The sequence below is a fragment of the Persicobacter psychrovividus genome (assembly GCF_036492425.1).
Classification (GTDB): Bacteria; Bacteroidota; Bacteroidia; order Cytophagales; family Cyclobacteriaceae; genus Persicobacter; species Persicobacter psychrovividus.
Genome location: NZ_AP025295.1, coordinates 109,580 through 132,870 on the forward strand (window position 1 = coordinate 109,580; position 23,291 = coordinate 132,870).

The following is a 23,291-nucleotide window of genomic DNA, read 5'->3' on the forward strand; positions in this document are numbered from 1 at the left end:
GTTAAATGCGAACTAAAATACAAATTATCAAAATTTCTGAAGAGAAAGAAAATATCTCGAAAGAACCGTCAATTTGTTCCTCTATAAACGTTTTAAGGGGCGCTTAGTTGAAAGTCGCCTATAGATTCTCATTAATCATTGATTAAATTATCGATAGAATAATTTCCGATTGTCCAAAATTACCCCCTATTTTATACTTGGCCAAGACATCGGGTGGCGATAACCTGCCGATGCCCAGCCTGACATCATTCTACAATAAACAACAACCGAAAATGAAAAAGATTTTTTTCAGTATTTTTCTGAGCGTAATGGCCGTTGCTGCCAACGCACAAATCACAACACCACAACCTTCTCCTGCTGCTGAGCTGCACCAAACTATTGGACTTTCTAAAGCGGTTGTGGAATATTCACGCCCGAGCATGAAAGGCCGTCAGGTTTTTGGTGGGTTGGTTCCATTTGGTGAACTATGGCGCTTGGGAGCAAACGCTTCAACAAAAATCACCTTCGATCAGGATGTTCAGTTGGCGGGTAAAGCAGTAGCCAAAGGGAAATACGCACTATATGCAATTCCTCAAAAAGACAAATGGACGATCGTTGTTCACAAAAATCTTACGCACTGGGGTACAGGTTATGGAAAAAACCGCTATGATCAAGCTGAAGATTTAGTGCGTTTTGATGTTCCTACGCAGGAAACAAAAACAACCTGGGAATCTTTCACTATTGAGTTCAACAACTTTAAGCCGACGGGTGCTACTTTGGATATCCTTTGGGAAAACACGATGGTAAGCATTCCTGTAACTGTTGAAACAGATAAAGCTGTTGAGGCTTCTATCGCTAAAGCATTCGACCCAAAATCCAAAGCAAATGATTACTTCTCGGCAGCAAGATATTACTTCGAAACGGAGAAGGATTTGTCAAAAGCTGAAAACTGGATCAACGAAGCCGTAAAATTACGTACTGATGCTTATTGGTATTTCAATCTTCAGGCTAAAATTTTGGCGAAGAATGGCAAAAACAAAGAAGCTAAAAAAGCGGCAAAAACATCGCTTCAGCTGGCACAAAGTGCTGGAAATTCAGACTATGTAAAAATGAACGAAGCCTTGATCAAAACGCTATAATCAGCGATTGACCAACTCGGTATTTAAAAAATACACTTCCATAAAAAAAGGGAATCCGTACTTGGGTTCCCTTTTGTTGTTTCAATGCAATATTTCTTGTCTTTCGCATATTTCTAAGCCTCCATCAATGCTTCTACGCCTTGTCGAAATTCCACAGGCCAAGCACCAGTTTTCTTCTTGAAAAACTTACTAAAATGCGCTGGATCGGCAAAGCCCAATTCAAAAGCGATATCCTTAATTGAACTGTTAGAACTTACCAGCAATCGCTTGGCTTGCAATAACAATCGGTGATGAATAATTTGCAAGGCCGATTTGTTCGCCACCCGCTTGCAGGCACGGTTCAATTGTTTTTCGTGCATTTGCAGATGTTCAGTATAATCGCCCACCAAATGCCACTGTTTGTATTGCGCGTCGAGCAATTCAAGGAAAGAACGGTATCGACATACATAAGCATCTTCCGCTTTTAGTCGCCAGCTGTTTTTGTTGGTCTCCTTTCGGTAGGCAAAAATCATCAGCTGTTCTACCATCCTGACGATCATATTGTCGTGATACGGTTCACGGCAAAATAATTCGACTTCAGTAGACAAATTGGCCAGCATATTATTCAGATAGTTGAATTCATTACTATCGAGAGAATAATTACTTTCAACGCTCCAGTCATTGAAAAAAGAACGGTATTCTTCGGGCAGGTTACACAAAGAAAACAGAACTTCATCAAAATTAAGAATGAAGCCATTGACTTTGGCATTTTCTGCAATTTCAAAATTGTAATGATTATCAGGGCCTAATAGAAAGAGTAAAGGTCCTTGGGTGCTGACTTCTTGCAGATCAACGGTAATTGAACCCGATACATCTTGCAATAATACAATAAAGTAGCCTCCATGATCTGACAAATGCTGATCGTTGAAAGCCTTATTTGTTAATGCATGTATCGGGATGAAGTTCAGGAAATCACATGGGTTGAAGGCCACGGATTCGAAATCATGAACGGTTTCCATCTTCGACATAATTAAGAGGTGTGATTGTTGAGTAGTAGGTTAAATTTACATTAAGATACAAAAACGTCTGATTTTTACCATCATATAGGTAAAAAGAAGAAATTTATAAAATAATTACAATCCCCTATCTTCCTCAAAAACAACCAATTAAACCACCCTGAATAACCTTAAATTCAGAATAAAAAATTCCTCAAGTCTAATTTAACCATATTTTATTTGATTAAATCATAACAAAAGGCACGGTTTCCGTCATATTTCTTGTACATAATTGACAATCAACTCAACCAGATTGTCAAGCCATCTTCTGTACATTGCAAGCCACTATTCAGCATATATGCCCTCGTTTCCTGATCAAGGTGGTGGAAGTAAGTTTCCGATTTCCCAAGACGGTCAAGGTGCTCTTTCACTGCTTCCAAAGAAACATGTCCGCCCTTTCCATTATTTAAAAAATTACATTCAATGATTTTTAAATCACAACCATCAGACCAATCAAGAACGGCATCCGTCCACTGTAAATCACCAGAATAAAACACCTTAAATTGTGGGTGATTAATGCGGTAAGCGTAAGCATTAATCGCTTCTGAATGCTTTACCTCAAAACTGTCCACTGCAAAGTCAGCCGTAGAAATCCTCTCCCCGCCCAAAGTTTTAAATTGAAGATTCAGCCTTTCCAAATGTCTTTCTGAAGCAGGGTACAATACCTCCATCAGCGCGAATAATTGCGTTTTTAACTGCGCAGGGCCAATTAAACACAAGGGTTGATCTGCCTCATCACTGAAAGCCCGATCGAGCAAAAGAAAAGGTAATCCCCCAAAATGGTCGCCATGAAGATGCGAAATAATGATCGTCCGAAGGTTGGACAATTTGACTTTCCGCTGCTTCATCTGTAACAGTGTGGTGGCACCACATTCAAGCAGTGTCAGCCCCGACTCCGTCTCCATTAAAAAGGCAGAATGAGCCATACCTCCCGCATGGAAGGCATTGCCACTACCCAGCACCAATAAACGCCCAGCCATTAGTTGGACAATTTAATCGACAATCGTTGCCAGTTACCACCATTAACAACCGTCTCGACCCCCGCACTCTCCAACATCGACTGTGCCGTCTTGGCGCGCTTTCCACTTTGGCAATAAACCACTATAGCTTTGTTCTTGCTTTTCAGTTTCTTAAGCTGAGAATCCAAAATATCCAACGGAATATTCATCGCCCCTTTCACATGCCCTTTTCTATACTCCTCTGCGGTGCGTACATCCAAAAATATCGCACCTTCTTCTTTCAGTTCCTTAACATCTGGCCCTTTAGAACCAAACAATCCTTTTAAAAATCCAAACATGATCGTAATATTTATTTTTATCTAAAGGTAGTAGAAATCTCGCAGTCAAACATCAAAAACAAGCCAAAAAGGATCATTTTAGCAGGAAATTACCTAAATTACCCATAGTCCTTAACCTTTAAATTATTATCCTTGTCGACCCACACTTTTGACTCCTCGTTACAAAAATACCATCGTCAGCTGTTCATCGGAGATATCCATGGCTGCTTGAGAAGTATGCGCGCACTATGGGACAAGCTGCAGGTTGGGCCGACGGATCTGGTGATTTTTCTTGGTGATTATATTGATAAAGGCCCGAACAGCGCCAAAGTCATTTACCAAATTCAAAAATGGCAAAATGAAGGGCTGCATATTATTTGCATTCGCGGAAATCATGAAGAAATTTTGCTACAGTCTGAGGAACAAGGGCAAGAAGCTTTGGCCGCTTATACCAAAAGAATGAAGTCCACAGATTTGGTGAACAAAAAAGGGGAAATCATCACTTCCATAAAAAAATGGCTACAGGAGCTGCCCTATTTCGTCGCCTCTGAAAAATGGCTGGCGGCCCATGCAGGCTTCGATCTCCGATCGGTTTCAACGATGTTTCAGAATGAAATTGCCATGCTCACCATCCGAAATTTTGAGTATCAGCCCACCGTCGCGGGGAACCGCACCATCCTTCATGGCCACAACCCCATGCCGTTAACTGAAATCCAACGGCGCATCGCGCAAAAAGAAAAGATTCTTGGCCTTGACAATGGTTGTGTATATAAAGACAGTGCGCACGATATGCAGCATCTGCTTTGTTACAGCTTCACGGAAGGGAAGTTAATTTTGCAGAAAAATATCGAGCATTAGCTGAAAAATACCTGGTATCGGTAAAATATCGCACTATTACGCCTAAATTTTGTTCGGATTAAAAAAATATTCTTGATATTTGCAGATTGAACGCAAGGATGGCAATGGAAGAAAAATTAACAAGAATAAATAAGTTTTTAAGTGAGGTAGGTTACTGTTCAAGAAGAGCAGCAGACAAACTTTTGGAACAAGGAAGAATCACGATTAATGGGAAAGTTCCTGAGCTGGGCACCAAAATCAGTGAAGCGGATGAAGTGCGTGTGGATGGCAAGGTGATCCATACCCCCAACGAAAAACCTGTTTATATTGCTTTTCACAAGCCTATTGGTATCGTTTGTACCACTGATACCCGCGTGGAAAAAGACAATATCATTGATTACATCAATTACCCGAAGCGAATTTTTCCTATTGGTCGATTGGACAAACCTTCAGAAGGGCTGATCTTTTTAACTAATGACGGCGATATTGTCAATAAAATCCTTCGTGCAAGAAATAATCACGAGAAGGAGTATATCGTAACGGTGGACAAACCCATTACCGATGATTTTATCCGCAGCATGAGTAATGGAATTCCTATTCTCGATACTGTAACCAGGAAGTGTAAGGTTACAAAAATCACGAAATTCAAATTCAAAATTATTCTGACACAGGGCTTGAACCGACAAATCCGAAGAATGTGTGAATACCTTGATTTCAATGTGATTAAACTGAAGCGAATCAGAATTATGAATATTGAGCTGGATATTCCTGTGGGCAAATGGCGTGATATTACACCTGCTGAACTACAGGAAATTAACCGCTTGGTTTCTGACTCCTCCAAAACCCACGACAGCTAAAGGCAGCAGCACATTATCCTTTAGTTTTGTCTGAAATTTCACAGCCCACAGATTAATGAGATCGGAAAGATTATACGGACCAAATATCCCATTGATCTGTCGGCCAAATAATTTAGATTATCTGATGCCCACCATCTACTTACCTTTTTAGCCATAAAAGCTTGAATGGCCTGAAAATTGATCGACATAGCACGGCACAAGGTAGCATTGATCTGTAGCTCTCCTCAGCCGTAACCATTGATTGATGATAAATGATTGCTGGAGTGATACAGGGTTCATTATTTTTAGGATCCCTTTTGAAGCCTGAAAATATGTATCCCCTTAAAAATTAGTCGGTTAATTTTTAAGCAACACATCAAAAAGATTAGTTTTCTGTCGATTTTAAAAGCAAGTATTTCGATTGACATTAAATTGATATTAAATATAACCTATTACACTTATTGTTAATTGGATTAATTAAAAATAAGTACCTACTTTGTGGCGTAAATCATATACTAAGTCACGCCATGAAAAAAATCTTTACTGTATTTTTACTTTTATTAAGCATACACGCGTTTGCGCAAAGCAGCATCAGCGGAAAGGTGACCAATGAGGCCAATCAGCCTTTACCATTTGTAAACGTAGCGATAAAAAACAGTTCAGTGGGTACCATAACCGACGAGACAGGTTTTTTTAAATTACCGCCGACAAACTCCACTTCAGGAATTTTACTTATCAGTTGCATGGGCTATGAATCTCAGGCCATTTCCTTACAGCAACTGCCGCAGAAAGAACAATTGCATATTACACTCATTGAGCGTGCCACGAAATTACAGCAGGTCGAAATTATTGGTAGAAAATCCGAAAGCTATAAAGGCGACTATACTTTTACCGCCACCAAAACTGGTATGCCTTTGAAAGATGTACCGCAATCGGTAGCTACCGTAACCAAAGAATTAATGCTTGACCAACAGGCCACAAAACTTGGCGAAGTGGTACAGAATGTGAGTGGTGTATCCCAGTTTACGGCGTATAATGATTTAACCATTCGTGGTTTTCGTTCTAAACAATCCCACCTTGTAAATGGCCTTCGGACGGCTTTCAGCTTTTGGGCGCAACCGAATGTAAATATTTATGAGAAAGTTGAGGTCATTAAAGGTCCTGCCTCTGCCATGTTTGCCAACACCCGACCAGGTGGAACGGTAAACTTCACCACAAAAAAACCGCTGCAAGTCGAGCGTAAACAGGCAAGCTTTGGCGTTGGAAGTTTTAACACCGTCAATACCAATATCGATTTCACGGGACCAATAGATAAAAGCGACAAGTTTTTCTACCGACTCAATGCTGGTTATCAAAGTTCCGACGGATTCCGAGACATGCAGGAGTCGAAATCGTTTTACCTCGCTCCTTCGTTTTCTTTCATTCCTACCGAAAACTCCCGTTTCAACGTCGATATCGTTTATCAAAATGATGATCAAAGATTAGATCGTGGTCAAGCGGTTCCTGATCAGTCCACAGACCTGTCTGTTACCTCAAGGACAAATTCCACAGCGAAAACCAATGACTTTATGAACCTGGCCAATTTTTATATGACCATGTCCTATAATCAAAAAATCAGTTCTTGGCTCTCCTTCAATACTTCCTACATCAAATTTAATATGAATGGCGGACTTGGCGAGCACCGAACCAACCGAAAATTCATCAGCGATCAGGAATTGGAAATGCGATACGTTCACCGCGATGAACTTGAAAACGCCGACAATATTTCTTCCTATTTTGTGGCAGAAGCAAACACAGGGGCGATCAAACATACTATTTTGGCAGGTCTGGATTACAGCCTAAAAACTTATGATAAAAGTGAATGGGTGGCTATTGGTGAAAAAGACGGCGTAGATAATTACAAATTCTTTGCCCCCGACAATGGCTTTGCTGATATTGACACCTACAACAGAAGCGTGGAAATTGCCCGAAATGGAAGTGCCTACACTCAGAATCACACCATTGGCTATTATATTCAGGATCAGATTCAGTATAACAAATTGCAGCTGCTTTTAGGCCTGCGCAAGGAGTTTTATACAGATACCCGACTTGAAAACGGTCAGGAACAGGATAAAAATCAAACCGCTTTACTTCCCCGAATCGGGCTTGTATTCGCCCTTACCCCTCAAATAAACTTTTATGGAACCTATACTGAAGGCTTCGAACCTCAGGATTACAAATTAAACACTGAGCAAAACGGTGGGCCATTTGATCCTTTGAAGTCCGCCATGTTTGAGGTGGGCACCAAAGGCGAATTCTATGACGGAAAACTCTCCGCCACCATTGCGGCTTATCAGATTAATGTGGATAATGTATTAGTGAAAGATCCTTACGATCCTGATAAATTGGAACAGCGTGGTGGCGAAACATCCAAAGGTGTTGAATTCGACCTGTCTGGCCAACTGACGAAAAATTTTAACCTGACGGCAAACTATGCTTACAATCATGCAAGCATTACTGCCTCTGACGATCCTTCGGAAATCGGTCGACAAAAAGAAAATGCCCCTTACAATCAGGGTGGTTTCTGGCTGAAATATCAGGTGGTTTCAGGAAAAGCCAAAGGACTCGGTTTTGGCTTTGGCGGCCACTACGTTGGCGACCGACTTACCAATGTGGAAGGACTGACCTTCGAAAACTATACCCTGTTTGATGCTGGCATATATTATCAGCTTGATAAGATGCGCGTTTCTGCTAACCTGAAAAATATCTTCGATCAAGAATATTACATCGGTGGCTATGGTTATGACAGATTGTTCCCTGGAAGACCACGAAACTTCATGGTCAATCTATCATTCAAAATCTAAACTGGAGCATGAAGAAAATTTGGGCATGGCACAGTTGGCTGGGACTGTATAGTGGGCTGGTGATCATTATCCTAAGTATTACGGGAAGTTTGGCCATTTTCAAAAATGAAATTGATCAAACGTTGAACCCTGCACTCTATCAGGTAAAATCCACAGCGGTAGATCAATTGCCGCAAGCTCAAATTCAAGCAATAGTTCAGCGTTTTGAAAACGTTACGAATTACGCTGTAAACATTAGCCGTGACCCGAAAAGGTCATGGCTTTTGAGTTTATATCAGAAAAATGAACACACCGGACAAAAAGACTGCACGGAAATATTTATCGATCCGTATTCAGGTAAGGTTTTAGGGCAAAGAGACCGATACAAGACGTTTTCTTATACTTTACGAACATTACACATTCGACTGTTTAATCAGTGGTATGGCAGACAGCTGGTCGGTCTTGCAGGAATATGCCTTTTAATTTCGACCATTTTAGGGGTCATTATCTATAGCCCCTTCATGAAAAAACAGAAATTTGGGCAGTTTAAACGCAAGAAGAAAAGGTACAATGACTGGCATAAGTACCTGGGAATTATCGCCTTATTCTTCAACTTCATGATGGCTGTTACAGGTGCCTATCTTGGCTTTCAGCCGTGGATAAAACAGCACATTTATCGTCCGCCTTCACCACAAAAAAGCATCATAGCAAACGCTAAAGTCAGCCTGCAGGACGAACGGAAAATACCGATTAATTATGCAGATGTTAGCGCAAAAGCTTTTGGGATTTTTACTTCTGCTGATCAGCTACGGATTCAATACGCAAAGGCAGGAAATGGAAACATTGAGGTCGCGGTAAATATGGAGGGGGCCTGTTATGATCCTTTCTGTAATTGGCTTCTGTTGGACAAAGCCGATTTAAAGGTTCTCGATAAATTTGATGTTAAAACAGCAACTGCGGCAGCAAAATGGTATTACCTTCCCGAAGGTTTACATTTTGGTCAGTTTGGGGGAGTATTACTGAAAGTAATTTACAGCATATTTGGCTTAATTACGGGCTTCCTGTCAATTTCAGGCTATATTATCTATCTTAAAAGAGCCAAAAAGAAGCGGCTGAAGAAAGGTAAAAAAATCGTTTGGGGAACATTTATTGGCTTACTAATGATCCTGACACTGCTGTTTTTCATCAGTCAAAAAATAGCCGTAAGCCGCCTGTTACTATGGAGCAGCCCAATGGGTTGGGCCGCTTTAATAATCATGATTTTGTTGGTGTATCGCCAGAACAGCCGAAAATAAAAACCTGTTTTTCAGCCCATGATAACACCTGTAAATTAGTTGGTTTCTTCTTTTGAAGTGGCCTTCAAGCCATCAAAAATCCGTTTGGCTGCCATACTCCAAATGCGCTTGTTGTATGATTTAGAATTCTCGAAATAGGTGGCGTATTCTTCATGGCTCATCTGCCCCATGACCATCCCCAACACTGAAAATTTGATCGAAGATTCTTTTAGCAATAGCGTGTCAATTTGTTGTTTGAGTTTGGAATCCTCAACACGTTCCAAATCGAAATGAACCGATCCGAAATACTCACGGACCAATATCAGCAAATGATCATTTAGCGCTTTAAGGATAGGCCGAAGGGTTTCATTCTGAAATGATAGTTTAACTTTATCTGATGGTAAAATTCCTTTAATCTCAGGACGTATATGTATCATTGAATTAAGCTTTAATTTATAACTTAACTACATGTACGAAAAAAAGTAAAAATGCTTCAAAATTTGACCTTTGAAGCATTGATTTTTTATAAAAAGTCCGATTTTAATCTAAATGATAGATTTCCATGATGTCTTTCATCTTCTCATTCATGTTCATATCAAGGTCAATTAGTTTCCCTGATTGAATATCGAATACCCAACCATGAATATCCAGCTGACCGCTATTGAAGGCCCGCTGAACACAGGCGGTCTTCAGTACATTAATACATTGCTCTTGCACATTAAGCTCTACCAATCGCTTATATCTTGCCGTTTCGTCTGTAATAGCATTGAGTTCTTCTTTATGAAGTCGGTAAACATCCCGAATATTTCGAAGGTATGGATTTAGAATGCCCAGATCAGCAGATTGCATCGCCGCCATTACACCGCCACAGAAATAGTGCCCCACAACAATAATTTGTTTGACTTTCAAATGCACTACAGCATATTCCAACACCGACTGTGAACCCAAATCAATATTGGACACCATATTCGCTATGTTTCTATAGACAAATATATCCCCTGGATGTGCTCCCGTAATTTCTTCTGCAGTAACACGGCTGTCGGAACAACCGATATACAAAATCTCGGGGCTTTGTCCTTTTGATAAATTCTCAAAGTAGTTGTCATCCACTTTTAATTTATCAGCTACCCACTTTTTGTTATTTTCAAAGATTAATTCCAGATTCATATCGGATCGTTAAGATTATCATTTGGATAAATAATCCAAAACATATTTTGCATGTAAAAATAGCATATTTTGAAAATACTCGCCAAATTTTGAGAAGCATTCATTCCTATACTACCTACATATAGATTATGCTTTAAATATCAGATGAAAAAATCGCAAACACACTGATATAACTCATTGAGTATTACATTTCAGCTATCCGAGTACCTTTACAGATATGAAAGAACAAAAAAACATCGCGTTGAAAACCATTGCACCCATATTACTGATTGGAGCAAAAGAGCCAACCACCCTGAGAAACTTGCAAGATCCTGCTAAAATTTGGCGGTTCTTTAAACCATTGGTGAAGCATATCGAGGCGTATGAGCAAAATCGGTTCTACTCCACTTTTAGAGCCAGTGCCCCATTGGCTGGTCCCGGTTTCATGGACATCCCCATTGAACGCTGGGCAGCAGTTAAGGGGCAGCACGAAGAACAATCATTGCCTGATGGTTTAGCCTATTCACAAATTGAGGGAGGTTTATATGCCACCTACACCTACCAGGGGCGGGCAGCCGACTTCAATAAAAGCCTGGAAAACTTTCGTGAGCAATATTTAGCTTCGTCAGGCTATGAATGGGATTGGAGCCGAGCACAATTTGAAACTTTCGATTCAAACTATGATCCATTGAATGAACAATCCACCGAGGAGATTTGGATTCCCATTATTAAAAAATAGTGACAAATTGCATTAAAACAATAAGACCCGGATAAATCCGGGTCTTTCAAACTGTCAATTTTTTTTGACGTAACACTACAAGTTTAGAGTATTTCTGAAGTCAACGCTTAAATGTCTCCAGACGTCCTCAAATTATTGGCATCCCATCGATCATTTCAAGAATACCTCTTACATTTCCTTACAAATATCGTATAAATATTTGACTTTTCAACACCCCAAAAGATTAAGCCCCTATCCAAAACTAAGGCGAATTATGCACTCATCAAATAGCAATAACCTATAAATCAACCTCTTAACTCCATTTATATAAACTTTTTAAGATGAAAAATATTAAAAAAAAGTTTGAAAATAAATAATTTCCAAAGTCATCTAAAGCATATTCTTAACCTGCCTACGCCGCATTTCTTAAGTAGCTAATATGGATTGCAACAAATAGGTATTGCTTGATTATGATTTCAAAATAACAAAATCAACTATCATTTATAATTATAATTATTTCACTTTTTATAAATACCCATCATGATATTCATAAATAGTATCAATTATTAATAAAGCATATTTTAATTATGCCATTTATTGACTACTTGCTGATAATTATCATCTTAAAGTATTTCTGAAGTCAGCCAAAATAAAAGAGAACAATTTGATCTGTTCTGCATCGATATAAATTGCGTAGGGGCGCTGATAACATTGATGGTTGACAAGTGCTATTTTTTCCAACAAAATTGAAAAATGCGTGGGAAATGGGAGCTTCAATAATGAAAATATAATCTGACAACGCTCGACAATATTCAATTTTTCATAATTTTCGTACAGCGACTCCCGAAACTCTTCTTGGGTCATTAATTGAACATTTCTAATAACCAGTCGACTATCAAACTGCACGTGCCCACTTTGTATTTCCGCAAAAGGAATCTGATCTACCAAGCTTTGGAAAATGTGACTTACCAATTCAAGCAGGTGATTGAAACAGCGACTATATTCCTTGATCATTTTTTTGCAAGCGCGCTCAAAGAGCAAAATCTTTTTTTGTTCAAAAGCGGGATTTTTAAAACTGAAGCCTACTTCTATTCGGTTGCTCAATCCGATCCCCATCAGGTTTTTTTGCTGGTTCAACAGTTTTGAAATCCCCAACATTTTTGAAACAGACTCCTCAATTTCCGCCATCAGCCAGCAAATTTTTCGGCTATTAGTGAATGATAACTTTGGGTCAAAAACGCTCATATTAAAAAATGTATTATATCAATGCACAACTGAAACAATTAAATATAAGATAATATTTGAGGATTCAGTATTCTTAAGCGAAATAACAAAAAACAATTTGCAGTATTCTTGTTGAATATTGTCTTAAATAAATAATACTAATATGGGAATACTGCAATACCCATCGGTTGGTAATGAAAATTTAAACTATTTTTATACTATTCCAAATAAGTAATTAACACACTACATATCAGTCACTTACCTACACTACCTCAAAACAACGACCTCGAATACTCCAAAACAGCGCAATTCCCTTTTTCCATTTATAATTAAATATTACCACTCGCCGATAAAAACAAGCAGTCTAAAAATAGTTTATTGAATATGCCTTTGTAAACACTTACAATTGTATCAAGCTTGAATATCCAATCAAGTGGAAATCTATTTACTTTAATCTTATCCAATAATTGATGAAAAGGGTACTAAGTTTAGTGTTTTGTTGTCTATGCTATTTCCAGATCATGGCACAGGACACTCAAATCAAATTTGAAGAATATGACTTGCCGAATGGTCTTCATGTTATTCTGCACCAGGATCAATCCACACCAAATGTGCAGGTATCGGTAGGATACCATGTTGGTAGTAAAAATGAAGTAGAACACCGTACAGGTTTCGCCCATTTCTTTGAGCACCTGCTTTTCGAAGGCTCAAAAAATATTAAACGAGGAGAATTTGACAAATACTGCTCGAATGCGGGGGGGTATAACAACGCCTACACTACGCAGGATATGACTTTCTATTATGACAAATTCCCTGCTCACCAATGGAAATTGGGATTGTGGTTGGAGTCAGAGCGCATGTTGCATGCAAATATTCTACAAATTGGTGTTGATACACAACGTAAAGTGGTGAAGGAAGAAAAACGCATGCGTTACGCTCGTCCTTATGGTACATTCCTTGACCAATTGATGAAGCATACTTATAAGGTACACCCTTATGCCCACACACCAATTGGTTCTATGGAAGATTTGAACCAGGCAAAATTGGAAGAGTTCATGAACTTTTACAATCACTATTATGTACCAAACAACGCGGTATTGGTGATTGCGGGTGATTTCAATATCAAATCAGTAAAAGCGGAGATCAATACTTATTTCAAAGATATCCCTAAAGGAGAGAAAGAAATTGTTCGTCCTACGGTTCAGGAGCCAGCGCAAACCACAGAAATCAGAGATGTTGTTTATGATAACATCACCCTTCCAGGGGTATTCATGGGCTACCGCACACCAGGCGTAGCGAGCAAAGATTATCAGGCCGTTCAGTTGTTCATTTCAGTATTGGCCAACGGAGCATCCTCACGTATGTATAAGCAAATTGTCGATAAAGAGCAAATTGCCATGGCGAGTGAATTATTCAACCTCGATCTTGAATACGAATCAAATTCGATTGTTTACTCTATCGCAAGTCAGGGTGTAAATCCTAACGATCTTGAAAAGAGCATCGACAAAGTGGTTGATAATGCAGTTGAGAATGGCATTACGCAAAAAGAACTGGACAAAGCAAAAAATATTGCGGAAGCAGAATATTTGAAATCGTTGAGCAAAATGGACGATATCAGCCAGATGTTAGCGAAAAACTACATTTTTAAAGGGAACACTGGAGCAATCAATACGACCCTGAATGACATCCGTTCAGTAAGCCTTGATGATATTTCACGCGTAGCGAAAAAATATTTCGTCAAGGATAACCGTGTTGTATTGCAATACTTGCCTAAGACGCAAAAATAATCCTCTATTCTTAGCGAAAATAAACTTATAGAAATGAAAAAACTGAATTTCATATATATCCTGTTGGCCTTCTTCTTTGTAAGCCAACAAGCTTTTGCTCAGGTGGACAGAACCCACGCACCAAAAGCTGAAAAGCCTGCAAAAATCAAACTGAAAACGCCTAAAACTTTCACTTTGCCAAATGGCCTGAAAGTATTGGTAGTGAGTAATCACGAAATTCCAAGTGTTACTTTTTCTTTGCGCCTTTACAACAACCCTGTTTTGGAAGGTTCAAAAGCGGGGATGTCATCCATTACAAGTTCATTGATGGGCAGTGGAACAGCCACGCGTACCAAAGATGAAATCAATGAAGAAATGGACTTCATGGGAACGGCCTTTTCTTCAGGTACCAGCGGAATGTATGTAGAAACCCTGAGCCGATACAAAAAGAAATCTTTTGAGATCATGGCTGATGTGGCCTTGCATTCAAAATTTAGCAAGGAGGAGTTTGAAAAAGCGATGAACCAGGAAAGCAATGGCTTGGCTATGGTTCCTAATAGCATGGATGCGATTTCAAAGAACTTGGTGAATGTTGCCAATTTCGGACACGAACACCCTTATGGAGAAATTGAAACTCTGGAAACATTGAAAAACGTTACTTTGGCGGACTGCCAGTCGTTTTACGAAAATGCCTACACGCCAAACAATGCTTACCTTTCAATGATCGGTGACATTTCTTATAAAGAAGCGAAAGCGTTGGCAACAAAGTATTTCTCTACATGGAAGAAATCTGCCAACAAAACTGTGGCACCTACCGCACCAGAAGCACCTTCAAAAACGACCATCTATTTCTCTGATTTAGAATCTGCTCAACAGTCGAGCATTACCATTACAAACCCTATCAAGTACAACCCAAAAAACAGTGATTATATTGCTGCTAAATTGATGGCCAATATTTTAGGGGGTGGATCAAGTGCACGTCTGTACAAAAACCTGAGAGAAACACACGGCTATACTTATGGCGCCTACTCTTATGTATCACCTAACAGATTCACAGGAGAATTTGTAGCTTCAGGAAAAGTGCGTAACGCAGTCACTGATTCGGCAATTGTTGAATTTATGCACGAGTTGAAAGCGATTCGTAAAGCACCAGTTACACAATTGGAACTTGACCAGGCGAAAGCAACCATGATCGGTTCTTATGCCCGTAGCCTTGAAGATCCAAAGAACATTGCAAGCTTTGCGATCAGTCAGGAATTGTACAAGTTGCCTAAAACTTTCTACGCTACTTACATTCAAAAAATTCAGGCCGTAACTTTGGAGGATATCCAGAAAGCTGCTGAGAAATATATTCAGCCAGAAAACAGCAATATTATTGTTGTTGGAAAAGGCAGCGAGGTGAAAGAATCCTTGAAACAATTTGGCGAAGTTGTTGACTTCGGACCATTTGGAAAAAAGTTGTAAATATATAACTTTTGATTAGTCAGTAAGCCGATCACGGAAGTGGTCGGCTTTTTTTGTGACCTCTATTTCTTTGGCGTTAATGGAAGAAATGCACGCACTCGTTCCTCAAAAGACGCTTAGTTCAGTGGTAATAATCGATTCAGATCCTCGGAGTCGGCCACCAAGTGCACCTGCCCTTCAACAAGCACCAAAGGAGATTTCAGTAACGAAGGATAATAGGTAAACATTTCGGCGTACCAGGCATCTGTGGGAGCATCTACCTGCTCAAACCGATGTAAGAAATTTGGATAGAAAGTCGAAGCCTTACTCACCACATTTTGAGCATCCTGCCCTATGGCAGTCACCAAATCAGTAAATACCTCTTTACAACATTTACATCTACTGAGATCGATATGCCGAAAAACAACTTTGGCCGATTCCAGCTGTTGAATCATCTTTAAGTCCGCAGGATTTTCTCCATTGAAATACACGGCAGGGGTTTGGTGGCTCTTATTCATGGTTTTTTTCAGTTTTAAGGCATAAAAAAATTGCCCATCATGGATGATAGGCAATTACACAATAACAAGCTAATTATCAAATAGTTAATCTATTTTTTTGTTTCAAAATAGCTTGCCATTCTCATTTCCATTTCCTGTCGGTCCATTGCGCCAGGGGTCATTGAAGGCTGACCAGGGAACTCCTCCATATGTAATGTTTGGGTAGGGAATGCGAAACGCACCCCGAGGTGTTCTGCTAATTTCATGATCTCAAGGTTCACCTCATGACGGGCCCGAAGCTCATCGCCCCACTCGGGTACTGAAAAGAAAATATAAAATAGGATATCCAGCGAGTGTGCGCCATAGCTGTTGAAATAGACATGAAAATAATCCTTACGGGTTTCAGGGTGTTGCCTAACAATCTCCCTGAGGCCTTCCACAAATAATTCTACCGCCGAGGCTGGGGTGTCATAGGTAACCTGAATCATCGTTTTATATCTTCGGTACGAACGTAAACCCATATTATCTACGGTCATATCAGCAATTTTACCATTCGGAATACTCGTTACAGAATTGTGAAAAGTGCGAATTCGAGTGGAACGAAATCCTACTTCCTCTACCGTTCCATCGAAGCCACTGCCCGTAACCCAATCCCCGATTTGAAATGGGCGATCGACGAAAATCATCAGCGAGCCGAAAAGGTTTTTAATGGTATCCTGAGCGGCCAATGCAAACGCAAGACCACCAATCGAAATACCTGCCAACAGCGTCGTAATGTCATAATCGAGATTCTGTAAAACAAGTAACATCCCAATAATGACCACCACCACTTTAAGGAAGCGGCGCAAAAGTGGTACAAGCTGATCGTCCAGTGTACTTTCAGTAGTACGCGCAACCTTGGCAAAATAATCGCAAATGATATCTACCAATCGGTAAATCAGCACCAATAAAAAGAACGGCTGCAGCAGTCGTAAAATCAGTAAAAATGCCGCCTGAAATTTTGCCGTAAACTGCAAAATGGGCAACATCAATATGGCCAGAGAAATGACCACAAAAAGTGAAAATGGCTTGGATAATGGCTTAATAATTAGACCATGTGTTTTATTGAGCTTGAGGCGCAAAAGCACCCGTTCCAGTAAATTACTGGCAATGTGCGTCAGGACCTGATACACAATCACACAAATACCCAGAATGATTAACAAGCCCAGCACCTGCCAGTAGTAAATGCCCAAAAACTGATTATCGCCCAAACCTTGCAGCATGTTCAAAAGCTTGTCCATTCCGTAAGGATAAACTCGCTGGTGAATCACAGGGATGACCAAAACCGACTCTTTTGAATAGTACCACTTCCCTTCAATTTTCTCGAGGTACAGCTTGGGGAAATTCTTGGAGATGCGATAAATATGTTCATTGGAAAGGCTGTCGATATAATCCGCTTGCCCTGGAATATCTTTCACAGAGTTATAAAAACCCACCCCATCATAAATCTGCTTCAGCTGCAAAGCTCGGCGTTCAAGCTTCTTCTCCGACATCCCCTGAACAGGAAACAGCGACCGCACAGATTTTGACTTATCAAAATGCTGTTCCTGCAAAAAATAATAGTGATTATTGATACAGCTCCGAGGTGAAATCAGGCTGGTGTCGGGAAGGGTTTCAATCGTTTGTTGTGCTTGTGCCGCCCCCCAGCAAAAAAATAATAATACAAAGACAATATGCCTCATCATCATAAAGGTAGTTTGTTTCATGCAGCAAAGATGTGAAAATCCGCCCATACAAAAAAAGTTCACCCTTAAAGGATGAACTTTTTTTCCCTGATGTTTACCAAGGGGAAATTATGAATTATTCGATTTGATATTCCTGACTACCTGTAATAATACCTCCATACAAGTTTCAAGATTCTCTTCCGAAATGCTTCTAAAACAATACTGAGAAGTGGCTTCGAAAACATCTGCCAACGGCTCCTTCAATTCCCTTCCCTGCTGTGTCAGGTAGATGAGCTTCGAACGCTTATCTTTTTGGTTGGGCACACGCACCACCAAATTTTGCTTTTCAAGGTTATCAATCAAGCTGGTGATACTCGCCCGATTTTTCATCAAACGATCTGCCAGTTTCTGCTGAGATTGCCCGTCCTCGGCCCATAACAATCGCAAAAGACTCCATTGTTCTCTGGTGATGTTGAAGCCCGCTCTGCTAAACTGACTATCCAAAAGATAATTGGACAACCTCGCCACCTGCCCTAAATGAGACCCTAACTCATTTCTCAAATCAACCACAGCGTGGTCCATAATTTCTGTATCTGTCATCATACCTTTTATTTCGTTAAAAAAATCCTGCGAAGAGGCTTTTGCACAACCAAAAGTTTTTTAGTAAAAATGAATGCGGCTGCAACTAAAAGTTAGTACTTCCAATTTTTGACACACTCGACTGAAAATATTTTTGCTGTATTTCTAACGGCAATATAATAGTTTATTTTTGTATACGTTTAATCAATTCCTCATAAACACTATTAAAAATATAGTCTTTAATATAAAAAAACATAAATCGATTAATACCGACCTGTGCTTTGGAGAAATTGACGAAAAAAAGCTGCAAATAAATTATTGTACCCTTTCAGCCCACTGTTCAAAAATAAGCAATTTTTGTTATATACAAGTATTAATATACAGCTTTAAACCATATTTTTTAAATTAAATCATGATTCTTCTCGCATGATAATCGTCAAAATCCACACGGAAAAGCACTGTTATTAATCTAATTTTAATATAAAGATAAGTAAGAAAGAATATTAAGTGAAAAATGCCGTAAGAAGCATCTTAAGTAAAAAGCGACAAAATAGTCCTTTTTTAGCCTAAAAAGAGTGTTTACAACGGGTGAGATCTCTACTATGCCGGGTGGTAAATGAAGGAGGTGTAAGCGCGACTCATCCGATCGTTTTAGGATATCAATTCCGGAATTTGATAGAAGCTTTAACAAATTATTGACATAAATTAGCACAGGCTGGTGCACTAAAGGACGCATCGGTTGGATATTCAACAAAAAAATAATAGTACACTGATCAACAACTATTTATCACCTTCATCATTATATATCATATTTGATTATCCTCAACAGACTCGGTTGTACAGCGCACAAACCATTCCTGATCTTGCTATGCATATTCTCCTCACGCAAGCTCTTGCTTTACTAAAAGTAACCGCTACCCATTCATAAACACCCTGACATAACATAAGGGTAATGCATTGTTCATGTAATCATTTTGATAAAAATGGCATTTTCAAAGCTGTGTGAATCAAATGAACAAGATTATTTTGTATATTTATGGGAAAACAACAATAGACAAACTTTAGATATGTTAAGATTTTTAATCGCTTTCTCATTACTTATTCATTTATCCTCTTGTAACCTTTCAGAGAAAAAAGAAGCTCAACAAGGGGCAGAAGAAAAGGAAGCTACTTTTTACGGTACTGCATTTGATCTCAATGACATTACCGCCCTGAGTAACATTGAAAAACAACTTGAAAGCAAAGATTCCCTTCTGATTACCACTGAAGGAACGATTGCGGAAGTGTGCCAGAAAAAAGGATGCTGGATGACTTTGCCCTTGAATGAAAATGACAATCTACTGGTTCGGTTCAAAGATTATGCATTTTTTGTTCCTAAGGATGCAGCAGGCAAAAAAGCGATCATGCATGGTGTGGCAAGGAAACAGGTGATCTCTGTAGCGACCCTGAAACATTATGCGGAAGATGCTGGAAAATCAGCAGAAGAAATCGCTAAGATTACTGAGGATGAAATCAAATACACTTTTCAGGCTGACGGCGTGACTTTAAAATAATGAGATTTCTTTCCTTAACCTTCATTGTACTGTATGGCCTGATCGTCTGCTATTCCTGTACAGAAAAAGGCCACACCAAAGAAGAACGCTACCCCAACGGTGGATCTGAACTTGCCTGGCTGATGCGAGACCTCACCGAGCAGATGGAACAACGCAGGCAGTTGCTGCTGGATAACAAAAATCCGCAGACCGTCATTCTGAATGTCGGACATTTACTCACTGCCCAACCAACCGAGCAGGGTAAAAATCAAAGTCCGCAATATATAAGTATGGCCAAAGATTTTCAGGAATATATTCTGAAAGAGCCCAAAGAGGCGACATTGCAAATCGAGCATTTCAATGGAACGGTGATCCGTTGTATGAATTGCCATCAGCAAATGTGCCCCGGCCCCACGGAGCGTATTAAAAAGCTGACAATTAATCGACCATAAAAAAAAGGCTGAACTCGGTAAAAGTTCAGCCTTTTTCATGAATATTCAGGAGACTACAATCTCTTTAATTTCTTCTGATGATCTTCCTTCTCCTCAATTTTATCTTCCAACTTTTTCATCTCTCTTTTCAGCTGTTTGTTTTCATCCTCAATTTGTGAGATGTGACTTTTGGCAGCCTCACCACTGGCGTCATGGTTGTAATCTGTTTTTTCCAATTGGCCATCCGTTAAATTCTTACGTTGCTTTTCTTGTTTTTCGATGGCCTTAATCGTGGATTGATTCGCCTTATATTTATCCTTCAGGTTATCATAGGCATCTTCCAAATCATCAATCTCATTATCATGATGTAAATATTGCGCCTGCTTACCATAATTCACCATAATCGCACTCAACTCCTGGTGTGAAGCCGCATCTACCTCTTGATCAGTGTGTACACCATCTTTACTCTTAAGCATGACTTTCATTTCAGAACCGCCTTCTTTTGTCGGTGTAAAATGGGCCTCCATATGTGCAGGGTGCTCAGAAATCGTGGGCAGTTCAAGGTTCTTGCCCACCAATTTGTTGTCTTTCATTTTCGTCTTGACCTTATGCTCCTTTTTCAGGTATTTGCAAAAGGACTTTTGCGCCTCTTTGCTACTGATGGGTAATTCCATCGCCAAGCAGGACACCATTTCGTCATCGACCTGCATTTGGTCATTTTTCGGTGTCGGAGATTTGGTTACCTGTGCCATCAGGATGGCAGGTAACAGGCAAAAAACAGTAATAAGTATCTTTTTCATAGCAGTTAGTTTATCCTTTAACAAGCCGTTTCGGAATTCGTTTGCTGAAAATTTACCAACAGCTGTAAATTTGTATCAATGGTAAACCTGCACGACCTAAAGAAGCATTATCGGGCATTCCTTTCTTTGAATTTTATATAAATAATATAGATCAGATGCATTTATATGCCCCTGAAGGCAATTTCATTTATATTTTATTAATTTTGTTCTTCTTTTAAACAAGGCCTTCATGGGGCTTGTTTTCTCTTTGAAAACGATAAACTATATATAATGAGTGTTGAACAACAACTGATCGCAAGAAGTGAATCCAAATGTGAGTTATGTGGCTCCAAAACCAACCTGGATGCCTACGGTGTGGGCCCAGAGGCGGATGGTTCTGAAGCCAAAAGTATTTACGCTTGCGAAACCTGCCGGACGCAATTGGCCGACGATGCTGCCGTGGATGCCAACCATTGGAGATGCCTGAATGACAGCATGTGGAGCACTGTTCCTGCAGTTCAGGTGGTGGCGTATCGCATGTTGAACCAACTGAAAGCTGAAGGTTGGCCGCAGGATCTTCTGGATATGATGTACCTGGAAGATGATGTGAAAGCCTGGGCTGAAGAAGGAATTGAGCAGGTGGACGAAAATGCCATTAAGCATTTGGATGCCAACGGTGTTGTATTGGCGAATGGTGATTCCGTTGTGCTGATCAAGGACTTGAATGTAAAAGGGTCGAGCATGGTGGCCAAGCGAGGGACTGCAGTAAGAAATATTTCTTTGGTGTGGGATAATGCCGAACACATCGAAGGGCGTGTGAACAGTCAGCAGATTGTGATCTTGACCAAATATGTGAAGAAAACTTCCTAAGATTTCCCCTCAACGAAAGAAGGCAAACCTCTTTGGCTTGCCTTTTTTTGTTTCATCCTATTGACGCCCTGACCAATTGGCTGTTAACCACCAACCTCCGCGATAGTATAGGGTTTATCAGTCTTGCTTTTTCGAGATCATGTCTACAGTGAAATCCTACTACTTCCAGTCTTTAGGATTCCCCTGATGGTCATACCCCAAATTACAACTCATGCAGGCATCTGAAAAAGCCTCATAATCTCCATAAGCAGGCCCCACTTTTCCATTAATGGTTACAATATGGTCGAGTCGGATACTCACCTCCCCGATCACTAAATATTCTGCCCCTTCTTTGTTTTCAATATCGCCAATCAGCCCCTGGGCATCCATCAAGGCCTCATCATCCACAAAATAATTGACTTTTACAGGTTGCCGCAAACTTGCGGTGTCAGTCAACAAGTCATAAAAATCGCATGGGACGGGTAAGTATTTTCCTTTATTCATCGTTCATTGCTTTTCTTTATTTAACGGCTGAAATGTTCCCTTGTTGATTTTCAGAAGGTCTTTGGACTGACAATGGCTTTCATTATTCTGATGGCACGGCCCGAAAATATCATTCATTATTTGACGTATTTTTAACCGAGCATCGTTCATGGCAGTTGCGCATCAACTTTTAAAATGGGGGATGAAATTACTGCTTTTAGCACAAAGTGCGCGGAAAACTGAAAAAGGTGCCTGATGATCAGTGATTGGAGCACAAAATCTTTCCTGCCACCTTTAACCCGATGTTTTTGACCGAGTACTCCATTGGTTAGAATTCGTCTTTAACAAATAAAAAAAACCACAAGAAACGCAATTTGCAGTAAAATATCAGTCTTCCCATTGAAGGTGGTCGTACGGTCAGAATTCTTGCTCAGGCATGAACCGAAAAAAGGGATTTCCTGCTTGTCTGTTACAGTAGCACCGGAGAATTTCTGATAAAAATTCAAAGACTATTTTCAGTATTGCCCGCAGAAAGGCTTATATTTAAGGTTAAACAACTAAGGAGAATAATAGGATGGAAGAAGGTAAGGTCATCAGTATTTTCGAAAAAGCGATTCAGGAAAATGTGGAATTAATGCGCCCTGAAGAAGAAATGCGCAATCAACTGGATATTGGATATACCTTTAAAGATAATGTATTGATCATCCAAGAAATCAGACCTGATTACAGGAAGCCTGACGTATATAACAGATACCCTGTCGCTAAAGCCCGATTGGTAAAAACCACAGGTGCCTGGCGATTATACTGGATGGGCGCCGAACAAGTTTGGCAACCTTATGAACCGAAGAAGCAGGTAACGAACTTAATAGAGTTTTTTAAGGTGCTCGATGAAGATGAACACGCCTGTTTTTGGGGATAAGAAAAAAGAGCGGCTACGGATGGGT

Annotated in this window: 23 protein-coding genes; 12 read left to right on the forward strand and 11 right to left on the reverse strand. The window is 39.9% G+C overall.

Translation table 11 applies throughout. The features are described 5' to 3' along the window. Nucleotides 1-272 precede the first annotated feature (272 nt). Nucleotides 273-1,118 (forward strand): DUF2911 domain-containing protein, encoded by an 846-nt coding sequence (locus tag AABK40_RS19310; protein WP_338399021.1) that lies wholly within the window; start codon nucleotides 273-275, stop codon nucleotides 1,116-1,118. 113 nt (nucleotides 1,119-1,231) lie between these two features. Here the strand turns inward: AABK40_RS19310 and AABK40_RS19315 are convergent, their stop codons facing one another. From AABK40_RS19315 to AABK40_RS19325, 3 genes are all read right to left on the reverse strand, one after another. Beyond that, entirely contained in the window at nucleotides 1,232-2,125 is an 894-nt protein-coding gene (locus AABK40_RS19315; RefSeq protein ID WP_338399022.1) for a helix-turn-helix domain-containing protein, read from the reverse strand. Between the two features lie 266 nt (nucleotides 2,126-2,391). Next, nucleotides 2,392-3,132 carry an MBL fold metallo-hydrolase gene (locus AABK40_RS19320; protein WP_338399023.1) on the reverse strand — a complete coding sequence of 247 codons (741 nt, stop codon included), beginning with the start codon at nucleotides 3,130-3,132 and terminating at the stop codon, nucleotides 2,392-2,394. Then, nucleotides 3,132-3,449, reverse strand: coding sequence for a rhodanese-like domain-containing protein (locus tag AABK40_RS19325; protein WP_332920291.1), 318 nt, complete (start codon nucleotides 3,447-3,449; stop codon nucleotides 3,132-3,134). Before AABK40_RS19325 ends, AABK40_RS19320 begins: the two co-directional genes overlap by 1 nt. 132 nt (nucleotides 3,450-3,581) lie before the next feature. On the opposite strand from AABK40_RS19325, the gene AABK40_RS19330 reads away from it, so the two are divergent. The 4 genes from AABK40_RS19330 to AABK40_RS19345 all read left to right on the forward strand — a co-directional run bounded on the left by AABK40_RS19330 (nucleotide 3,582) and on the right by AABK40_RS19345 (nucleotide 9,218). Next, complete coding sequence (locus AABK40_RS19330) at nucleotides 3,582-4,286, forward strand: metallophosphoesterase family protein (protein WP_338399024.1); 705 nt, start codon at nucleotides 3,582-3,584, stop codon at nucleotides 4,284-4,286. Between the two features lie 104 nt (nucleotides 4,287-4,390). Then, nucleotides 4,391-5,122 carry a 23S rRNA pseudouridine(2604) synthase RluF gene (gene rluF, locus AABK40_RS19335; RefSeq protein ID WP_332920293.1) on the forward strand — a complete coding sequence of 244 codons (732 nt, stop codon included), beginning with the start codon at nucleotides 4,391-4,393 and terminating at the stop codon, nucleotides 5,120-5,122. A gap of 506 nt (nucleotides 5,123-5,628) precedes the next feature. Then, nucleotides 5,629-7,944 carry a TonB-dependent siderophore receptor gene (locus tag AABK40_RS19340; RefSeq protein ID WP_338399025.1) on the forward strand — a complete coding sequence of 772 codons (2,316 nt, stop codon included), beginning with the start codon at nucleotides 5,629-5,631 and terminating at the stop codon, nucleotides 7,942-7,944. A gap of 8 nt (nucleotides 7,945-7,952) precedes the next feature. Then, complete coding sequence (locus AABK40_RS19345; RefSeq protein WP_338399026.1) at nucleotides 7,953-9,218, forward strand: PepSY-associated TM helix domain-containing protein; 1,266 nt, start codon at nucleotides 7,953-7,955, stop codon at nucleotides 9,216-9,218. Nucleotides 9,219-9,253: 35 nt separating this feature from the next. Here the strand turns inward: AABK40_RS19345 and AABK40_RS19350 are convergent, their stop codons facing one another. Both AABK40_RS19350 and AABK40_RS19355 read right to left on the reverse strand, forming a co-directional pair. After that, the gene (locus AABK40_RS19350; protein WP_338399027.1) at nucleotides 9,254-9,634 is read right to left on the reverse strand and encodes a hypothetical protein; all 381 of its coding nucleotides are present in this window, start codon (nucleotides 9,632-9,634) and stop codon (nucleotides 9,254-9,256) included. A gap of 103 nt (nucleotides 9,635-9,737) precedes the next feature. After that, entirely contained in the window at nucleotides 9,738-10,364 is a 627-nt protein-coding gene (locus AABK40_RS19355) for a carbonic anhydrase (RefSeq protein WP_332920297.1), read from the reverse strand. A gap of 217 nt (nucleotides 10,365-10,581) precedes the next feature. Between AABK40_RS19355 and AABK40_RS19360 the strand changes: the two genes are divergently transcribed. Beyond that, on the forward strand, nucleotides 10,582-11,082 hold the full coding sequence (locus AABK40_RS19360) for an effector binding domain-containing protein (RefSeq protein ID WP_338399028.1): 501 nt from the start codon (nucleotides 10,582-10,584) through the stop codon (nucleotides 11,080-11,082). A gap of 597 nt (nucleotides 11,083-11,679) precedes the next feature. Here the strand turns inward: AABK40_RS19360 and AABK40_RS19365 are convergent. Beyond that, complete coding sequence (locus AABK40_RS19365) at nucleotides 11,680-12,306, reverse strand: hypothetical protein (RefSeq protein WP_338399029.1); 627 nt, start codon at nucleotides 12,304-12,306, stop codon at nucleotides 11,680-11,682. Between the two features lie 449 nt (nucleotides 12,307-12,755). On the opposite strand from AABK40_RS19365, the gene AABK40_RS19370 reads away from it, so the two are divergent. After that, nucleotides 12,756-14,072, forward strand: coding sequence for a M16 family metallopeptidase (locus AABK40_RS19370; RefSeq protein ID WP_332920300.1), 1,317 nt, complete (start codon nucleotides 12,756-12,758; stop codon nucleotides 14,070-14,072). Nucleotides 14,073-14,105: 33 nt separating this feature from the next. Beyond that, a complete protein-coding gene (locus AABK40_RS19375; protein ID WP_332920301.1) occupies nucleotides 14,106-15,515 on the forward strand; it encodes a M16 family metallopeptidase in 1,410 nt (469 codons plus the stop codon). 116 nt (nucleotides 15,516-15,631) lie between these two features. On the opposite strand, the gene AABK40_RS19380 is transcribed toward AABK40_RS19375, so the two are convergent. The 3 genes from AABK40_RS19380 to AABK40_RS19390 all read right to left on the reverse strand — a co-directional run bounded on the left by AABK40_RS19380 (nucleotide 15,632) and on the right by AABK40_RS19390 (nucleotide 18,297). Then, complete coding sequence (locus AABK40_RS19380) at nucleotides 15,632-16,012, reverse strand: arsenate reductase family protein (RefSeq protein ID WP_338399030.1); 381 nt, start codon at nucleotides 16,010-16,012, stop codon at nucleotides 15,632-15,634. A gap of 89 nt (nucleotides 16,013-16,101) precedes the next feature. Beyond that, nucleotides 16,102-17,736: a mechanosensitive ion channel family protein gene (locus AABK40_RS19385; protein ID WP_338399031.1), complete on the reverse strand. Its 1,635-nt coding sequence runs from the start codon at nucleotides 17,734-17,736 to the stop codon at nucleotides 16,102-16,104. 87 nt (nucleotides 17,737-17,823) lie between these two features. Further along, nucleotides 17,824-18,297, reverse strand: a complete 474-nt coding sequence (locus AABK40_RS19390) for a MarR family winged helix-turn-helix transcriptional regulator (RefSeq protein WP_332920304.1) — start codon at nucleotides 18,295-18,297, stop codon at nucleotides 17,824-17,826. A gap of 1,043 nt (nucleotides 18,298-19,340) precedes the next feature. Here AABK40_RS19390 and AABK40_RS19395 point away from each other — a divergent pair. After that, on the forward strand, nucleotides 19,341-19,826 hold the full coding sequence (locus tag AABK40_RS19395; RefSeq protein ID WP_338399032.1) for a DUF4920 domain-containing protein: 486 nt from the start codon (nucleotides 19,341-19,343) through the stop codon (nucleotides 19,824-19,826). Then, nucleotides 19,826-20,257, forward strand: a complete 432-nt coding sequence (locus AABK40_RS19400) for a hypothetical protein (RefSeq protein WP_338399033.1) — start codon at nucleotides 19,826-19,828, stop codon at nucleotides 20,255-20,257. Before AABK40_RS19395 ends, AABK40_RS19400 begins: the two co-directional genes overlap by 1 nt. Before the next feature lie 53 nt (nucleotides 20,258-20,310). Here the strand turns inward: AABK40_RS19400 and AABK40_RS19405 are convergent, their stop codons facing one another. Beyond that, complete coding sequence (locus AABK40_RS19405; RefSeq protein ID WP_338399034.1) at nucleotides 20,311-21,036, reverse strand: hypothetical protein; 726 nt, start codon at nucleotides 21,034-21,036, stop codon at nucleotides 20,311-20,313. Nucleotides 21,037-21,306: 270 nt separating this feature from the next. Between AABK40_RS19405 and AABK40_RS19410 the strand changes: the two genes are divergently transcribed. Next, nucleotides 21,307-21,885, forward strand: a complete 579-nt coding sequence (locus tag AABK40_RS19410) for a PhnA domain-containing protein (RefSeq protein WP_338399035.1) — start codon at nucleotides 21,307-21,309, stop codon at nucleotides 21,883-21,885. Between the two features lie 159 nt (nucleotides 21,886-22,044). On the opposite strand, the gene AABK40_RS19415 is transcribed toward AABK40_RS19410, so the two are convergent. Then, a complete protein-coding gene (locus AABK40_RS19415) occupies nucleotides 22,045-22,368 on the reverse strand; it encodes a hypothetical protein (protein ID WP_338399036.1) in 324 nt (107 codons plus the stop codon). A gap of 553 nt (nucleotides 22,369-22,921) precedes the next feature. On the opposite strand from AABK40_RS19415, the gene AABK40_RS19420 reads away from it, so the two are divergent. Continuing rightward, a complete protein-coding gene (locus tag AABK40_RS19420; protein WP_332920310.1) occupies nucleotides 22,922-23,266 on the forward strand; it encodes a DUF3024 domain-containing protein in 345 nt (114 codons plus the stop codon). Nucleotides 23,267-23,291 lie beyond the last annotated feature (25 nt).

Excerpts from the sequence above, each read along its gene's own strand:
- AABK40_RS19310 (WP_338399021.1), top strand. The coding sequence starts at position 273 with ATGAAAAAGATTTTTTTCAGTATTTTTCTGAGCGTAATGGCCGTTGCT.
- AABK40_RS19365 (WP_338399029.1), bottom strand. The coding sequence starts at position 12,306 with ATGAGCGTTTTTGACCCAAAGTTATCATTCACTAATAGCCGAAAAATT.
- AABK40_RS19360 (WP_338399028.1), top strand. The coding sequence starts at position 10,582 with ATGAAAGAACAAAAAAACATCGCGTTGAAAACCATTGCACCCATATTA.
- AABK40_RS19315 (WP_338399022.1), bottom strand. The coding sequence starts at position 2,125 with ATGTCGAAGATGGAAACCGTTCATGATTTCGAATCCGTGGCCTTCAAC.
- AABK40_RS19420 (WP_332920310.1), top strand. The coding sequence starts at position 22,922 with ATGGAAGAAGGTAAGGTCATCAGTATTTTCGAAAAAGCGATTCAGGAA.
- AABK40_RS19415 (WP_338399036.1), bottom strand. The coding sequence starts at position 22,368 with ATGAATAAAGGAAAATACTTACCCGTCCCATGCGATTTTTATGACTTG.
- AABK40_RS19405 (WP_338399034.1), bottom strand. The coding sequence starts at position 21,036 with ATGAAAAAGATACTTATTACTGTTTTTTGCCTGTTACCTGCCATCCTG.
- AABK40_RS19380 (WP_338399030.1), bottom strand. The coding sequence starts at position 16,012 with ATGAATAAGAGCCACCAAACCCCTGCCGTGTATTTCAATGGAGAAAAT.
- AABK40_RS19400 (WP_338399033.1), top strand. The coding sequence starts at position 19,826 with ATGAGATTTCTTTCCTTAACCTTCATTGTACTGTATGGCCTGATCGTC.
- AABK40_RS19325 (WP_332920291.1), bottom strand. The coding sequence starts at position 3,449 with ATGTTTGGATTTTTAAAAGGATTGTTTGGTTCTAAAGGGCCAGATGTT.
- AABK40_RS19345 (WP_338399026.1), top strand. The coding sequence starts at position 7,953 with ATGAAGAAAATTTGGGCATGGCACAGTTGGCTGGGACTGTATAGTGGG.
- AABK40_RS19370 (WP_332920300.1), top strand. The coding sequence starts at position 12,756 with ATGAAAAGGGTACTAAGTTTAGTGTTTTGTTGTCTATGCTATTTCCAG.
- AABK40_RS19320 (WP_338399023.1), bottom strand. The coding sequence starts at position 3,132 with ATGGCTGGGCGTTTATTGGTGCTGGGTAGTGGCAATGCCTTCCATGCG.
- AABK40_RS19410 (WP_338399035.1), top strand. The coding sequence starts at position 21,307 with ATGAGTGTTGAACAACAACTGATCGCAAGAAGTGAATCCAAATGTGAG.
- AABK40_RS19390 (WP_332920304.1), bottom strand. The coding sequence starts at position 18,297 with ATGATGACAGATACAGAAATTATGGACCACGCTGTGGTTGATTTGAGA.
- AABK40_RS19395 (WP_338399032.1), top strand. The coding sequence starts at position 19,341 with ATGTTAAGATTTTTAATCGCTTTCTCATTACTTATTCATTTATCCTCT.
- AABK40_RS19350 (WP_338399027.1), bottom strand. The coding sequence starts at position 9,634 with ATGATACATATACGTCCTGAGATTAAAGGAATTTTACCATCAGATAAA.
- rluF (WP_332920293.1), top strand. The coding sequence starts at position 4,391 with ATGGAAGAAAAATTAACAAGAATAAATAAGTTTTTAAGTGAGGTAGGT.
- AABK40_RS19385 (WP_338399031.1), bottom strand. The coding sequence starts at position 17,736 with ATGAAACAAACTACCTTTATGATGATGAGGCATATTGTCTTTGTATTA.
- AABK40_RS19375 (WP_332920301.1), top strand. The coding sequence starts at position 14,106 with ATGAAAAAACTGAATTTCATATATATCCTGTTGGCCTTCTTCTTTGTA.
- AABK40_RS19340 (WP_338399025.1), top strand. The coding sequence starts at position 5,629 with ATGAAAAAAATCTTTACTGTATTTTTACTTTTATTAAGCATACACGCG.
- AABK40_RS19355 (WP_332920297.1), bottom strand. The coding sequence starts at position 10,364 with ATGAATCTGGAATTAATCTTTGAAAATAACAAAAAGTGGGTAGCTGAT.